At 54.8% G+C, this 15,260-nt stretch carries 11 protein-coding genes; 4 read left to right on the forward strand and 7 right to left on the reverse strand.

The window, feature by feature from the left end; all coding sequences use genetic code 11:
• Positions 1 to 128: 128 nt before the first annotated feature.
• Both AAGR22_RS19000 and ampH read left to right on the forward strand, forming a co-directional pair.
• The gene (locus AAGR22_RS19000; RefSeq protein ID WP_345829033.1) at positions 129 to 1,703 is read left to right on the forward strand and encodes a methyl-accepting chemotaxis protein; all 1,575 of its coding nucleotides are present in this window, start codon (positions 129 to 131) and stop codon (positions 1,701 to 1,703) included.
• Positions 1,704 to 1,840: 137 nt separating this feature from the next.
• On the forward strand, positions 1,841 to 3,058 hold the full coding sequence (gene ampH / locus AAGR22_RS19005) for a D-alanyl-D-alanine-carboxypeptidase/endopeptidase AmpH (RefSeq protein ID WP_345829035.1): 1,218 nt from the start codon (positions 1,841 to 1,843) through the stop codon (positions 3,056 to 3,058).
• Positions 3,059 to 3,083: 25 nt separating this feature from the next.
• Here ampH and AAGR22_RS19010 read toward each other — a convergent pair whose 3' ends face one another.
• A complete protein-coding gene (locus AAGR22_RS19010; protein ID WP_345829037.1) occupies positions 3,084 to 6,239 on the reverse strand; it encodes a beta-galactosidase in 3,156 nt (1,051 codons plus the stop codon).
• A 277-nt stretch (positions 6,240 to 6,516) separates the two neighbouring features.
• Here AAGR22_RS19010 and AAGR22_RS19015 point away from each other — a divergent pair, with 277 nt between their 5' ends.
• Positions 6,517 to 7,725 (forward strand): amidohydrolase, encoded by a 1,209-nt coding sequence (locus tag AAGR22_RS19015; RefSeq protein ID WP_067706330.1) that lies wholly within the window; start codon positions 6,517 to 6,519, stop codon positions 7,723 to 7,725.
• Here AAGR22_RS19015 and idnO read toward each other — a convergent pair.
• On the reverse strand, positions 7,657 to 8,421 hold the full coding sequence (idnO, locus tag AAGR22_RS19020; protein WP_345829040.1) for a gluconate 5-dehydrogenase: 765 nt from the start codon (positions 8,419 to 8,421) through the stop codon (positions 7,657 to 7,659). The two genes, AAGR22_RS19015 and idnO, sit on opposite strands and share 69 nt — an antisense overlap.
• Positions 8,422 to 8,836: 415 nt before the next feature.
• Between idnO and AAGR22_RS19025 the strand changes: the two genes are divergently transcribed.
• Positions 8,837 to 10,585, forward strand: a complete 1,749-nt coding sequence (locus AAGR22_RS19025; protein WP_345829042.1) for a hypothetical protein — start codon at positions 8,837 to 8,839, stop codon at positions 10,583 to 10,585.
• Positions 10,586 to 10,658: 73 nt separating this feature from the next.
• On the opposite strand, the gene AAGR22_RS19030 is transcribed toward AAGR22_RS19025, so the two are convergent.
• The 5 genes from AAGR22_RS19030 to AAGR22_RS19050 all read right to left on the reverse strand — a co-directional run bounded on the left by AAGR22_RS19030 (position 10,659) and on the right by AAGR22_RS19050 (position 15,209).
• Positions 10,659 to 11,711, reverse strand: a complete 1,053-nt coding sequence (locus tag AAGR22_RS19030; protein ID WP_345829044.1) for a DUF1176 domain-containing protein — start codon at positions 11,709 to 11,711, stop codon at positions 10,659 to 10,661.
• 155 nt (positions 11,712 to 11,866) lie between these two features.
• Complete coding sequence (locus AAGR22_RS19035; RefSeq protein ID WP_345829046.1) at positions 11,867 to 13,297, reverse strand: hypothetical protein; 1,431 nt, start codon at positions 13,295 to 13,297, stop codon at positions 11,867 to 11,869.
• Positions 13,298 to 13,555: a PAAR domain-containing protein gene (locus tag AAGR22_RS19040; protein ID WP_345829048.1), complete on the reverse strand. Its 258-nt coding sequence runs from the start codon at positions 13,553 to 13,555 to the stop codon at positions 13,298 to 13,300. It lies immediately after the preceding gene.
• Between the two features lie 48 nt (positions 13,556 to 13,603).
• Positions 13,604 to 14,362 (reverse strand): hypothetical protein, encoded by a 759-nt coding sequence (locus tag AAGR22_RS19045; RefSeq protein WP_345829050.1) that lies wholly within the window; start codon positions 14,360 to 14,362, stop codon positions 13,604 to 13,606.
• A gap of 91 nt (positions 14,363 to 14,453) precedes the next feature.
• Positions 14,454 to 15,209 (reverse strand): hypothetical protein, encoded by a 756-nt coding sequence (locus tag AAGR22_RS19050; RefSeq protein ID WP_345829052.1) that lies wholly within the window; start codon positions 15,207 to 15,209, stop codon positions 14,454 to 14,456.
• Positions 15,210 to 15,260: the final 51 nt, after the last annotated feature.

Here is a 15,260-nt window from a genome sequence, read left to right on the forward strand (position 1 = left end):
TTATGCCGATGTAGAAGGCCTGGGCGTGAGAAGAATGATAATCCCTGCATCACTTGCTGATGATCGCGCCCTGCCGAACCCAACCTTTTGGTATTGATAACCTTTTAGTTTCGATAGGGAACAACGTCATGGCACTATTCAGTAATATGAAAGTCGGAGCTCGCCTCGGCGGAGCCTTTAGTCTTATTGTGATGCTTTTAATAATTGTGAGCGTTACTGCTACGGTAAAAATTGGCAATATTAATAAAGCGATCGAAAGTATTGTTAACGATCGCTATATCAAAGTCCGACTGGCGTTTGACGTGCGCGATGGGGTCAACGAACAGATTAAATATCTGCGCGGTATGGTGATTGATACCACCCGGCCACAGTTCAACGTAAAACGCTTTACCCAGCTTGATAATGCCACCCGGAAAACCAATGAGGCGATCAACGGCCTGGTTAAGATTCAGGTCACGCCGGGCGGGAAGAAAAAAATCCAGGCGGTACAGGAAGCCGCCGCCGCGTTTGAACAATCTAAAGCCGCGCTGATCACACTGGTAAAGAGTGGCAATCAGGATGCAGCGGCAGAGTATGTGTTGTTAAAAATCACCTCGGCACAGAATGCCTATCTGGATCTGGCACAAAAGTTTGCCCAGTCGCAGTCGCAGCAGCTACAGGGTGAAGGCGCCATTGCCCTCTCCGAAGGCTCAATGGCCATTACCATTACCCTGATTTTCTCCTGCATCGCGGTCATTGCGGCGATTATCCTCGGTTATGTCCTGACCCGTTCTATTGTGCTGCCGCTGCGTGATGCGGTGAAGGTGGCGGAAAATGTTGCAGCTGGCGATCTGCGTACGGTCTTCAAGGCCGCCTCACGCGATGAAACCGGTCAGCTGATGATGGCGCTGAAAAACATGAATGATAATCTGCTGCGCATCGTGACGGAAGTGCGCAACGGCACGGACCTGATTGCTACCGCCTCCAGCGAGATCTCCAACGGTAATATGGATCTCTCCTCCCGCACCGAGCAGCAGGCCAGCTCGCTGGAAGAGACGGCCTCGGCGATGGAGCAGATGACTTCAACCGTTAAGCAGAACGCGGACAACGCCCGCCAGGCGAATGAGCTGGCGGCTCAGGCCTCACGCGTAGCGGTGCAAAGCGGAGCAGCGGTTAATCAGGTGGTCACCACCATGGATATGATTAATGGCTCATCGCGGAAAATCGTCGATATCATCAGCGTCATTGATGGCATTGCTTTCCAGACCAATATCCTGGCGCTCAATGCGGCGGTGGAAGCGGCCCGCGCGGGCGAACAGGGTCGCGGTTTTGCCGTGGTGGCGGCAGAGGTGCGCAGCCTGGCCCAGCGGTCGGCGTCGGCGGCAAAAGAGATCGCCCAGCTGATTGAGGACTCGGTTTCAAAAGTGGATGAAGGCGGCAAGCAGGTTGCCAAAGCGGGCTCAACCATGCAGGAAGTGCTGGCCAGCGTGAAAAGCGTGACGGAAATTATGGGTGAAATTTCGATCGCCAGCAATGAACAGAGCACCGGCATTGATGAGATTAATATGGCCATCACCCAAATGGATCAGGTGACCCAGCAGAACGCCTCGCTGGTGCAGGAGTCAGCTTCGGCGGCGCATTCACTACAGGAACAGGCCGTACAGCTCTCCCAGGCTATTAGTATCTTCAAACTGACCGATACGCATTACACCGCCAGGGCGTAAACCGCAGGTGTTTTAATCGTCATAGCGGGCGGAAGCATTAGCACTTCCCCCGCGTTTAACATTCATTAACATCGGTACTCATTTTGCTAAAAAAGAGGCCATATATCTTTTTATGCCGATGCAAAACAGATTAGACTATGACCCCTCACAGGCTGATTCTGACGGATGTACGCACGTTGAAATATCTGATTCACCGACTGCTGGCACTTGCCGCTACCGCACTCCCTCTTTACAGCCTGGCGGCAGGCCCCGCGCCCGATCCGCTGCTGGCCTCCCGCATTGTAGACCGCTACGCTGATAACATTTTCTATAATACCAAAGCCACCGGCATGGCGATGGTGGCGATTGATGCCAATCAGCGGGTGTTTGCCAGCAAGGGGGCCATTCGGCCCGGCAGCAGCGTTCGCCCGCAAAAAGATTCGGTTATTCGCATCGCTTCGCTGACCAAGCTGATGACCAGTGAACTGCTGGTGAAGCTTTCCGAACAGGGAGTGGTGCGGCTTAACGATCCGCTCAGTAAATACGCGCCCGCCGGCAGCCGTGTGCCCTTTGGTGCCGGACAAACTATCCGTCTGATCAACCTTGCCACCCATACCAGCGGTCTGCCGCGCGAACAGCCAGGCGGTAAGGCCAATCGTCCGGTTTTCGTCTGGCCCACCTACAGCCAGCGCTGGCACTGGCTCAACAGCGCACAGCTAAAAGCGGCTCCCGGCACGCAGGCGTCCTACTCCAACCTGGGGTTTGATCTGCTGGGCGATGCTCTCTCCCGGGCAGCGGGCGTTCCCTACCCGACCCTGCTTCAGCGCGAAATCACCCGTCCACTGGGGATGAAAGACACGACCTTTACGCCCTCCCCGGAACAGTGCCGCAGGCTGATGGTGGCAGAAAAAGGCGCCAGCCCCTGTATCAATACCCTGGCGGCCATCGGCAGCGGCGGTATTTACTCTACCCCGGACGATATGGGCCGCTGGATGCAGCAGTTCCTCTCTTCCGATCTCAGCCCGCGCACCGCACAGGCGGATCGCATCCAGACCATGATTTATCAGCGCAGCCAGCTGACGAAAGTCGAGGGTATGGACGTACCGGGTAAAGCCACTGCGCTCGGCATGGGCTGGGTCTATATGGCTCCTGAAGACGGCAGGCCGGGCATTATCCAGAAAACCGGCGGCGGCGGCGGCTTTATTACCTATATGGCCATGGTGCCGCAGTACAGCGTCGGGGTGTTTATTGTTATCACGCGCTCGCCGCATACCCACTTCACCGCCATGAGCGACGGAGTGAATAATCTGCTGACCGAACTGATTGGCAATACCCCCAGCAGCGCCCAGCTGGCCGCCAGCATTATGGCGGAATAATAGACATGCATTCGGCTGGCCGCACTTAAACAGGTGCGGCATCGTCCCGTCGCCAGCTGAACTGATAGCGATAGCCGCTCTCCTTAAGCAGAAACGCCGGGGCTACGCTGGGGCTCCAGGAGTCATCCCCGCCGACGCCCATATGAAAACCATCAATATTCAGCCAGCACCCCTCCTCGGGTGTGAGCAGGTGCCGGTGCGTGGTGATATCCAGCTGCCGGGGGCTGTAGCGGCCAATATTGAAGTGGAAATGGCCGCTCAGCCGATGCGCCCCGAAGCGCAGCATCCGGGTGTCGCAGCGCAGGCCGTTTTCACAGGGGCGAACATATGGCGTATGCATGTTATCCAGCGGCTGCCGCCAGCGGCCCCAGTCGGCAGCGAGCTGGCGATCGGGGTAGTTCTCATGCGGGCCTCTGCCCAGCCACTCCACCTGCTTTTCCTGCTCTCCATGCCGCGCAAGCTGGCAGCTTAGGCCAATGCGGGGTGGATAAGGCACGCCGAAGGTCACCTCTACATCCACGGCGATATGCAGCTCGCCGAGGCGGTCGATGCGCCAGCATTTGCGGCTGACAAACAGCGTGTTTTCCCGGTGTTTCCATACGTGTTCGGTGCGGACAATCACCTCGTCCTGAAGCCTGTCGGCGCTACAGCTCAGCAGCTCCGCCTGCATCTCCCAGTATCCGGCGGCCTTCCAGCGTTCGGACCACGCCCCGGGATCGATACGATCGACCTCGCTGATGCCGATATCATTATCGATCGCGGCCCGGATAAAGTTATCGCGCAGCGGGGTAATAAAGGCCGGGCGATCCGCTTTCCACCACTGGGTAAGCTCACCACGCAGGCGGTCGAACTCCCAGCGCTGATCCTGATAAGTCACCACAATGCGCGCATCGGTGAGCGACAGCACCGGCCCTTCCACGCCCCGGCTATCCGGCAGAGGAGCGACAGAGTGGGCCACGGGCAGCCGCCACTGCTCACGCGCTACGCTGTGCCCAGCCTCTGACCAGGGCGTCGCCCGGGGCTGTAGCACCTCAACGTTAAGCCAGACCTGCCCCTGCCCCTTTCCCTGCCCGCCAGGTGGCACAGGGGGGCGAAGCGTCTCCAGGTTCAGCGTTAGCTGACATTTTCCCCGTGGCGGAAGTGCCAGCGCCTGCTCCCCCTGCTCAAGCACCACACCCTCAGCGCAAACCTGCCAGCGCAGCCGTTCATTATCACTGTGGCGAAACAGATATTCGCTTTCGATCTCAATCACCAGCGGCGCGTGGGCAATGAGTCTGAACTGATAAAACTGCTGCGCGCGCTTTGCTTCATACAGCGAGGGATGCGGTGTGCGATCGGCAAACAGCAGACCGTTCATGCAGAACTGGCGATCGTTCGGCTTATCACCAAAGTCCCCGCCGTAGGCAAACCATTGCTGGCCGTCAGCCTCCCGTTTTAGCAGGGACTGATCGACCCAGTCCCAGACAAAGCCGCCCTGCAAGCGCGGATACTGACGAAATGCCTGCCAGTAGGTATGAAAACCGCCGAGGCTGTTTCCCATCGCATGTGCGTATTCGCAGAGGATCAGCGGCCGGGTTTCTCCCGGCAGGCTGAGCCATTTCTTAATCGACCACTTCGGTACCTGGGGAAAAGGCTGATCCTCATCAACCCTGGCGTACATGGGGCAAAGAATATCCGTGGCGGCGGTATTGGCCCCGCCTCCTTCATACTGTACCGGACGGGTGGGGTCCGCTGCTTTGACCCAGCGGTAGAGCGCGTCCTGCGTGGCACCGTGCCCGGACTCGTTGCCGAGCGACCAGATAATGATGCAGGGGTGGTTGCGATCGCGCTGCACCATTCGCGTGATCCGCTCGCTCATGGCCGGAAACCAGGCCACATCATCCGACAAACGGCTCATCGGCTGCATGCCGTGGGTTTCAATATTCGCCTCATCCACCACGTACAGTCCGTAGCGATCGCACAGGCGATACCAGAGCGGGTGGTTAGGGTAGTGCGAGCAGCGTACCGCGTTAAAATTATTCTGCTTCATCAGGCGGATATCCTGGATCATGGTCTCAGGATCCATCACCTGGCCGCGTTCAGGATGATGCTCGTGACGGTTAGTGCCGCGAATCAACAGCGGCTGGCCGTTAAGCGTTAACAGGCCCTGTTCAATGCGCACCTGGCGAAAGCCGACGTCGCAGGCCTCTGCCTCCAGCAGATTACCCTCAGCATCGGTCAGCAGGATCACCGCCCGATAGAGGTGCGGCATTTCGGCACTCCATAAGCGCGGCTGCGCGACAGGCAGCTTGAGTTCGGCCCGCTCGGCGTAGTGACCGCGCTCATCTATCACGGCGCTGCCGGGTCGGACGCTGCACTCTCCCACCAGTACCTGCTGCCACCACAGCTGAAGGGTAATGCGGCTTGCCGCCACCTCCTCCCCGGCAAGCTGGATATTCGCCACCAGACTGGCGGCAGAGAAGTCAGCGTTAAGATCGGTTTGCAGATGAAAATCAGCCAGCCAGGTCACCGGTTTATGCAGCAGCCAGACGTCGCGAAATATGCCGCTCATTCGCCACATATCCTGATCCTCCAGCCAGGTGCCGTCGCTCCAGCGCAGCACCATCACCGCCAGCCGATTCTCTCCGGCTTTCAGCAGCCTGCTGAGATCGAATTCGGCCGGTAGCCGGCTGTCCTGTGAATAGCCTACCCAGACGCCGTTGCACCACAGATGAAAAGCCGAGCTAACACCCTCAAAGATAACGCGCGTGCTGCCTTTCTCCAGCCAGCTGGCGGAGACCTGGAAGCTGAGCGAGTAACAGCCGGTTGGATTCTCGTCCGGCACCGCTGGCGGGGATCCCGCAATGGGGTAGTTTATATTGGTGTAGATCGGCGCATCATAGCCGTGCAGCTGCCAGTTAGCGGGTACCGGGATCGTCGCAGCGTCCGCAAGATCGCCCGCGATCCAGGCGTCCGGCACCTGATAAGGGCTGTGAAAATAGCTGAACGTCCAGTCACCGCTGAGCCTGCACAGACTGGGGCTTTCATCTTCATCGCGGGCGGCCGCGGCCTCTCGCCAGCTGGCAAAAGGCGGGTGCGCGGGCAGGCGATGAAGCTGGGTAACACCCGGGCTTTCCCAGTCCTTACGAGCCAGAAGCGCAGATAAACTGACGCTGTGGGAGGGTCTTGACGCATCGTGCATATGTCGCTCCAGAAAGGTTACCAGCCAGCACCGGGATGACACTATGTTGACCCGCCGTCTGGCTGTAAAGCTGACAGCGCGGATTCGGTGAGACGTCTCACGAAACAAAACGACGCGGCACCGGTAAGAGCGGGTAATCGGCCATAGAAGAACACGCCCTCTTTTTGTGTTAATTAGCAGGAACTTATATGAATAAAAACTAAGGGCATTTATGCCTTGCCCTGCTCTCTGCCCCGGCGGCATGATGATCCCGACCGTTCAGCCAGAAGAGATCGCTATGAAAATATCCCCACAGCATCAGCCGCTCGCCGATTCACTCCAGGCCCTGCGCCAGGAGCTTCACCGTCACCCGGAGCTGTCTCGCCAGGAGTTTGAAACCACGGCCCGCCTGCGCGCGGCGCTGACGGAGCGGCAGATCCGCGTTCTGGATCTGCCGCTGGAAACGGGCCTGGTGGCAGAAGTGGGCAATGTGGATGGCCCGCTGGTGGTGCTGCGCGCCGATATTGACGCATTACCGATTGAGGAGCAGGCCGATGTGCCCTGGCGTTCACTGAATAAAGGCGTGATGCACGCCTGCGGACATGATTTTCACGCTACGGCGGCGCTGGGAGCGGCTATTTTGCTGAAGAAAAAGGAGTCCTCGCTCCCTGGCCGGGTGCGGATCCTGTTCCAGGCCGCCGAAGAGACGGGTCACGGTGCATCGGCGCTGCTGGCTACCGGCGCGCTGGATAAGGCTGGGGTGATTTTCGGTATTCATAACGACCCGACGCTACCGGTTGGCGTGGCGGGCAGCAGGGAAGGTCCGCTCACCGCCGCCGTCGATCGCTTTGCCATTACCATCAGCGCCAAAGGCAGCCACGCCGCGCGACCGCATGATGGCAACGATCCGATCGTAATTGCCGGTCAGCTGATTAGCACGCTGCAAACGCTGATCAGCCGCAACCTGCCCCCGGAAGAGACCGCCGTGCTGTCGATTACGCAGGTGCACAGCGGCAGTACCTGGAATGTGATCCCGGATGGCGCCTGGCTGGAGGGCACGGTTCGCACCTTTAGCGCCACGGCACGTACGCTGATTGAGCGGCGTCTGCGCCAGGTTCTGGACGGCGTCGCCGCCACCTTTGATGCCAGCATCGTACTGGACTGGCAGCCCGGCCCGCCATCGGTGGTGAACGATCGCGAGTGGGTCGATTTTGCACTTGAGCTGGCCCCCGCAGCCGGGTTTGAACCCCGCGAGGTGCCCGCCAGCCCGATAGGCGAAGATTTTGCTTTCTACCTGCAACGGCTGCCGGGTGCCTTTTTGATGATTGGCTCGGGTGGCCCCTTTGCACTGCATCATCCACAGTTTCGCGTGGACGATCGCGCACTCTACCCGACAGCGGACTATCTGGCCCGTATTGCGATAGCCGCGCTGGATAAGCTACACCGCAGCCAGCATGCCGCCATCAACAAACAGCAGGTGGCCGTTGACGAAGTTCGAGGCATTTGAGGCGAGAAACACTGCGGCCCCAACCAGCTCCTCCGGATCACCCCAGCGCGCCGCCGGGGTGCGTTTGCACAGCCAGTCACTAAATTCCGTATTCTCCACCAGCGCTTTGGTCATCGGGGTATCGAAGTAGCCGGGTGCAATACCGTTGACCTGAATATTGTAGCGGGCAAGCTCGGTACACATGCCGCGCGTCAGCATTTTGACCGCGCCCTTAGCCGCCGCGTAGGGGGTGATGGTGTCGCGCCCCAGCTCGCTCTGCATTGAGCAGATATTGATAATCTTCCCGGCCCTGCGTTCAATCATCCGTTTAGCAACGGTCTGTGAAACCACAAATACACCGGTCTGATTGGTGGCGATGATCTGATTCCACTCCTCCAGCGGGAATTCAGTAAAGGGATGCCGCCGCTGGATCCCCGCATTATTAAACAGGACGTCTATCGGGCCGATATCCTTTTCGATCATCTGTATGGCCTTCTCCACCGCGGGTGCCTCTGAGACATTAAATACCGCTGAGTGCGCACGGTATCCCTCCTCGCGCAGGTGTATAACCGCTTTCTCCGCCCGCTCCGCCGAGGTGCCGTTGATAATGATCTCTGCGCCGTGAGCGGCCAGGCCTCGCGCCATAATAAAGCCAATTCCCTGGGCTGCGCCGGTGACCAAAATGCGTTTATTTTCCAGACTGAATAACTGACTCATGATTATCTGCTCCGTCCCGTGCTGGCTGGTTGTGAGAAGTTGAGAATAAAACGTCTGTTACTCGTACCGATAATGCCACCGTTTTCAGGCAGAAGGTATCCCTGCTGCGGGAGATAGCCGATGTCGCCTTATCTAACCTCAATAATCCACCATTGTAACGGCGGCGAAATCAGTAATAGTCCTTACTTCTATAATTAGAATAAGCAGGATAAACAATAAATATAACGCAGGCACCCACAAAAAATCACGCTACATTTAACCGTACCCACCTACCCGACAGCGACAACTTTCGTACCCGAGAAAATAACCTACTGGGGGGGATTAACCCGACCTATTCTACCCCCTGAAAATAAACGGGCGAGCACGAGCAGTTATTATCCGAACTGGATACTCACCTTCTCTGGGAGATATAAAAATGCATAAAATATCAAAAAAAATGCTTTTACTGGCACCTGCCCTTCTTATCAGTTTGATGAGTGACAATACTTTCGCTGAAGAGGCCGGCATCACCATTTCCAATACATCAGCGGGTCCAGAAAAATGTATGGATCTTGCGAGTGACAGGAAAAATATTGTCTTTAACCAGTGTAGCAGTGCGGAGTCACAGAAGTGGCTGATTAAGTACGTTACTGGTGCATATTATACAATCAAAAACAGTACGCTTCCGGCGACAAGCTGCCTTTTCTCTTCAACTGATGGAAAAAGCATTGATATACGGGCCTGTAATAGCGGTAAATATAACTCGCAGACATACTGGTCCTTAGATCTCCGCACGGCCTTTAATTATTCGATAATCAGTAAGGTGCAAAAAGATTATACGCGTAACGGCGAACTTTCCGTCGATGACAACAATAAACTCGTCTTAAATAAAGAATCTGACACCAGTGGGTTATGGACGTTAAAAAACTTTACACCAGCCCGCACAAGTATGAAAGGCTCCATGAGTGTGCTGTTATTAAACACCCATTTTTCGGGTGCAGCGGAAGGCTCAACCGATGCAATCAGAAAAGCACTTTTCGGCGGAAATGGCCCCTATAGTTCGTTAAGCGACTATGTCAGAGTGGCCTCTCGTGGTGCCCTGACCATTAAAGAGGGTAAAACGCTTGATAACCTTGATATCGGCGCGCCTGGAGGAGGATGTAATACTAATGGATACCGAAACAAAGCCATTCAGCTTGCTAAAGCCGAGGGGGTCGACGCGTCTAATTACGACCTGGTGTATGTAGAAAATACAGAAAACAGCAAGTGTTCCTATGGTGCTGTTGCAACCTTCCCCACTTCACTTAATGCGCCGAGTGCAAATATAACCTCTAACGCCAGCGGTTTTAAGCCCTGGATGTGGGTGCATGAATTTGGACATACGCTTGGGTTTGAGCACTCAAATATTCTGGTTGAATGCCCTGCAACTGAATCCGGCGTTAAAATTGATGACAACTGTAAGATCGGTGGCAGAGACGGTGGAAGTAATGATATCTCGGACACGATGGGTGGCGGTGGCAGCCGGATGTACCCGGTTAATTATATGTATGAAGCAGGCTGGTTAACTGACGAACAATTCCCGATTGTGGGCGACGGTACCTATAAAATTGCTCCCCTGCTTGATGATAAAGGGGGTAAACAGGGCTTACGTATCGCGCGTAATAATCATAACTTCCCTTATCTGACGCTGGAATATCGTCAGCCAGGGGGCTTTGACAGCAACTGGCCTGTCGATTCGCCGTTCGTTAACGGCGTTATTGTCAGAGAAATTAACCCCCAACTGTTGAAAAGCTATAACGTGATTATTAATACCACCCCAGGCAGCATAGGTCGCGAAGACGCGCCGCTAATGCCGGGCAAGACTTTATATGACACTTATTCAGGCAAGCTGATCACCGTTAAATCAGTAGATAAAACTGGTGCAGTGGTGACGATTTCTGAGGGGGAACCGGTAAAAATCCCCGCATGGTCTGCATCTGTTGATTATGCTGCTCCCTGCCAGAAAGTGACCTATGAAGGTGATACATGGGAAAACGGCTGGCAAACCCAGGGTGTGATACCGGGTTCTGATGGAGAATGGGGCGTGTGGCGCAAAATCAACAGCGATAACTTTTTCGAGGACTGTAAAGCCGGTATCGATGTCGCCGCAGATACGTTGCCAGCTGATGGAAGTGATATTCATTAGTAGGCTATAGCGCTATTTTCCCGGTCAGTAGCCAGATCAACATGCACTGGCTAGTGGCCGGGAAAAGGGGGGCTTACCGCGCCGCTTTCACTTCCGTCACCAGAGTAGGTAAATCCCATGTTCCTCCGCCGCGAATATAGCGGCACATTCCGGTGGTGGCGATATGGCTTTGACGGAATGCTTTTCCATCCCATACCCAGCTTGCCGAACTCCAGCAGTCACCGATACCCCGGCCTTTCTGAGCCATGGTAATCACCCCTTTATCGTATTCGGAGCCGGAGTCAGTCACCAGCACGGGGGGTTCAGACAGTTTTGTATCCGTCACCCAGTAGCCATAACCTTCGTTATAGGCGGCCCGCCAGCAGAGCGCGGATACCAAAACGTGACTGTCATCCAGCGGCGTCATCGAAAGCCTGTCGTCCTCCGCATCGTCCTTGCGCTCATCTGAGGGCTGCTGACGGTCGCAATAATCATTGCCCTTTAGCGTAACCCGCATTTTAGGTTTAAAGAGGGCGGTTTCCGCTGCCGTGAGTGGGCGAGTGGGGCTTTTACTGACGCTCGCAGCCTGAATAACCGGTGCCGGAACGGCGGGTAACACGCTGCTTTCGGGCTTATCACCCTTTTTGGTCAGCGCACCCGGCGTACCGATGCGCCCCTGCACCTCATCCATTTTCAGCATGACGGCTGAAGCCCCTTCGCCAGAGAGGATAAAAGGCGCAGCACCGCCCCTAAACTCGACTTTTGCACTGCCCTTAACGGCCCGGATAACGGCCTGGGTTTGGGACGCCGACAGCTGCCACGCTTCATCTTTAACCGCAGCCAGGTCGCCGACTGCCCGGCCATTGATCCACAGGGTTAGCTTCGTCACGGGTGCCGCTTTATCCGCATCGGTATCGGCCAGTATCACCTCACCCGTTGGCGCGATATCAGGCCCCGCGTCGCGGCTCAGTAACACCGATCCCCCCTCGCCCTCTTCTTTCGCATAGCCTGCTGCGCGGCAGGTTAGCGTATTGTCGCAGGCAAGCTCCCAGTCTTTATGCTCGAAGCTCACGCCGGTTTTATCCGCCATCGCCGGGGCGCTGAGTAGGGTCATCGCAACCAGGGCTGTTTTGTAGAGGTTTTTCATGCCATCTCTCCGTAATGGTTCAGGTCATGAGGGTAGCATAAAGCATCAGCGTCCAGTCAGTACCGCTCTGATTAACCGATATCTGGTCTGTAATTGGGGGTAGTGAGACACTGAATTTGACTGCTACGTAAGGTGTTAACGCCATCAGCTTCCTGCTATTTATACTCGTAGTACTGCTCAATGAGGCGCTGGTGGCAGCGTCCGACATATAAGCCCAAAAATATAATAAGCATCACAAATATTATGATAAATGCCAGCCCGCCTATAAACCACCAGCCAGAGACCCGGGCATCTGCCCACCCTCCATTTCGAAGGGAAATAAACAGAACCAGCCCCTCAGCTCCCATCATCAATAGCACATACAACATATATTTAAAGTTTGCGAAAATACCCCCATCCTGATCCCAGTCATCAACGGTGTGGGACCTTGTTTCACCGCTTATCAACGCCAGATTAACCTGCTGGTTTTTGACCTGGTGTGTAGCTAGAAGTTGTGCCCGCTGCCCGTTGCGTATTGCACGGGCCCCCCATTCCAGCATCAGCCACTGATAACCCGGCGTCCAGGTTTCAGCCAGACGCATACTGTGCCAGGGTTGGCTTTTTACACCTGTATCAACCTCAGTAAAAGCATCTGATAACAGGTTCAGGCTTTCTCCCTGCAGATTTCCGGTCCAGATATGACGCAGATCCGCGGGATTTATCTGTTCAGCGGCGAACAGAACGTTCAGGTATTTTCCAACCCTATGTTGCTCACTGTTGAGGCTGCGGAAACACCAGACGGGCATTCTGGTATCAGGTATGGATCTACGGCGAGAAAATAACAAGGCTGTCGCATATTCACAAAAATCATCGTCGTTATCGGCATGAAGTTCAGCCACAATCAACAGACGAAATCCGCTAAAAGGTTCCAGGGTCCACTTCTCCAGCAGCGCTCTTTCCGGCAACTCGCTGAGAATTTGGATGTCTGAATGACTAAACGCCGGGCGGGACTGTTGCAGTAGCGTTACCACCTCCTCGCTGATACTGTCACTGGCATTACGTATATATAACCAGACCTCCGGCCTGTCATAGCGGTCATCGATCATGCTGATATCCAGCCGATCCATGAGCGTCTTTATTGTCTGTTGAGTGCGGCTTAATCCCTGTTCCTCGTCTTCCCCGATACTCAGTTTACGGGGGATATCCTTCGCCGATGGCATTTCGCCCTCCAGCCCGATCATCTTCAGCGCCGCGTTGTCTACCGGGAAAAGTGAGTGGTGTTCAGCAAGTCTGATGCAAACGGCAGCATGTTGCTGCCATTGCTGCCGATTTAGCCTGTAGTGTTCATTTGCTATAGCATACCAGCCGCGGGTAATAAGGTAGCCAATGGCTGCGGTCGTTAACACCATCAGGACAAGAAGTACCGGTAAAACCAGTAATCGCCAGATCATAATCTCCATCACCCGCGTTTCCGCATCCAGCGTGACCACTCCGATCGTCAGAGCGAAAACTGCCGCCAGGGTACAGCAGACGATGACGATAACACGCGAGATACGTGGCTCAGGCAACCCCTTATAGTCAGGGGGGATTTTCCAGAAATACTTCATCTAGCTGGCTCCTGCCTCGGGCAACGATGAAATAAATGCACAGCCACATTGCGCATGGCATTGATCCACCACCACATTACGCCCGTTCATCATCCAGAAGGGGTGCCCTTCTGCAGCTAGCGTTTTACCATGAACCGCGCAGAAAGCACTGTCTCCCAGCAACATCACTGTTTTACCATCAAATACTTCGCCACTGGCACCCGTGACAGTGCCTCCCTTTGTCAGGCCATCGCCAAAACGGATAACGCCTTTCATCATAAAGACTCAACTCCCTGTAATGAATAATTCATACCAGCCGTCAGGCAACTACAGCCCGGCGTTTAAATCGCACTGCATCTGCGTCCAGCCCCGATAGTTTTTCACTTCCGGCACCTTATCGGGCAGGTTTTGGAAGTTGGTGTAATATTGCCAGGTCAATTTGTGCAATATCCGGGGATCGACATAATTCAGCCCCCAGGTTGAAGAGTTCCCGCCAATACCAGGATCACCGGCATTAATATGATGTGCAATCTCCCTTCCCCGGAAGGTAATGGTGTAATCAATTCCTGGTCCGCCAGGCTCAAGGCGGGGGTCGTCAAACGGCAGGGAGGACATATAGATATGCCCCTGGTTTGTCAGCAGGAAGCCCTGGTCGTTAACGACTGTCAGTGATTTTATTTTGTTATAGACAGGCTTATTTGAACCATCATCTTCATCTCCATAAGCTCTTGAGGTTTGCCAGGTTTGACCATAATCCCTGGATACACTCATAGCTCCGGTCATATCCCAGCCTGGAACGGCGATATAACGCTCAGAGGCATTGATATAGGGTTTGGTAAATATCCGGTAAAATTGTGACCAGATCTGGCTTCTGATACCCCGATTTTTATCGACAAACCACAGCTCACCCTGGCAGTTAAAACCCTTCAGCTCCAGCCAGCGGTGGTCGTCAAAGCGGTACACCACCTGTACCGGCTTCTGCGGCTTCTTCAAAGAAAATGTGCCGGTACAGCCCGTTAGAAGTGAAAGTGAAAGTGAAAGTGAAATCGCCAGCAGCCATATCCGGCCTGATTTACGCAATACCATATACTTTGCCTGCCGTCGCCGGGGTGGATAAAATTCTCACCATCATGACTCTACTCCCTGTAATGAATAATTCGTACCAGATATTGGGCAACTACAGCCCGGCGTTTAAATCGCACTGCATCTTCGTCCAGCCCCGGTAGTTTTTCACTTCCGGCACCTTATCGGGCAGGTTCTGGAAGTTGGTGTAATACTGATCAACCAAACGATGCAGGATGCGGGGATCGATATAGTTCAGTCCCCAGGTAGAACGTGCCCCTGGACGCACAGCATTAATATGATGTGCAATCTCTCTTCCCCGGAAGGTAATGGTGTAATCAATTCCCGGTCCGCCTGGCTCAAGACGGGGATCGTCAAACGGCAGCGATGACATATAGATATGCCCCTGGTTTATCAGCAGGAAGCCCTGGTCGTTAACGACTGTCAGTGATTTGATATTGTCATAGGCAGGAGAGTCTGAACCATCATCTTCTTCTCCTTTAAAATTTACAGGGGCACGATTCCATGTTCGTCCATAGTCTTTTGAAACCAGCACGCCAGCACTAATACTCCATCCGGGAACAGCAATATAGCGTTCTGAGGCGTTGATATAAGGCTTTGTGAATATCCGGTAAAATTGAGACATCGCCTGACTGCGAATTCCACGTTTCTGGTCTACAAACCACAACTCTCCCTCGCAGTTAAAGCCCTTCAGCTCCAGCCAGCGGTGGTCGTCAAAGCGGTACACCACCTGTACCGGCTTCTGCGGCTTCTTCAAAGAAAATGTGCCGGTACAGCCCGTTAGAAGTGAAAGTGAAAGTGAAAGTGAAATCGCCAGCAGCCATACCCGGCCTGATTTACGCATTAGCATATACTTTGCCTGCCGTCGCCGGGGTGGATAAAATTCTCACCATAATGATTC

This window comes from Erwinia sp. HDF1-3R (assembly GCF_039621855.1).
Taxonomy (GTDB): Bacteria; Pseudomonadota; Gammaproteobacteria; order Enterobacterales; family Enterobacteriaceae; genus Erwinia.

Coding starts and splice junctions, on each gene's coding strand:
- AAGR22_RS19040 (WP_345829048.1), bottom strand. CDS start 13,555: ATGATGAAAGGCGTTATCCGTTTTGGCGATGGCCTGACAAAGGGAGGC.
- ampH (WP_345829035.1), top strand. CDS start 1,841: ATGACCCCTCACAGGCTGATTCTGACGGATGTACGCACGTTGAAATAT.
- AAGR22_RS19010 (WP_345829037.1), bottom strand. CDS start 6,239: ATGCACGATGCGTCAAGACCCTCCCACAGCGTCAGTTTATCTGCGCTT.
- AAGR22_RS19000 (WP_345829033.1), top strand. CDS start 129: ATGGCACTATTCAGTAATATGAAAGTCGGAGCTCGCCTCGGCGGAGCC.
- AAGR22_RS19045 (WP_345829050.1), bottom strand. CDS start 14,362: ATGGTATTGCGTAAATCAGGCCGGATATGGCTGCTGGCGATTTCACTT.
- idnO (WP_345829040.1), bottom strand. CDS start 8,421: ATGAGTCAGTTATTCAGTCTGGAAAATAAACGCATTTTGGTCACCGGC.
- AAGR22_RS19035 (WP_345829046.1), bottom strand. CDS start 13,297: ATGAAGTATTTCTGGAAAATCCCCCCTGACTATAAGGGGTTGCCTGAG.
- AAGR22_RS19025 (WP_345829042.1), top strand. CDS start 8,837: ATGCATAAAATATCAAAAAAAATGCTTTTACTGGCACCTGCCCTTCTT.
- AAGR22_RS19030 (WP_345829044.1), bottom strand. CDS start 11,711: ATGAAAAACCTCTACAAAACAGCCCTGGTTGCGATGACCCTACTCAGC.
- AAGR22_RS19050 (WP_345829052.1), bottom strand. CDS start 15,209: ATGCTAATGCGTAAATCAGGCCGGGTATGGCTGCTGGCGATTTCACTT.
- AAGR22_RS19015 (WP_067706330.1), top strand. CDS start 6,517: ATGAAAATATCCCCACAGCATCAGCCGCTCGCCGATTCACTCCAGGCC.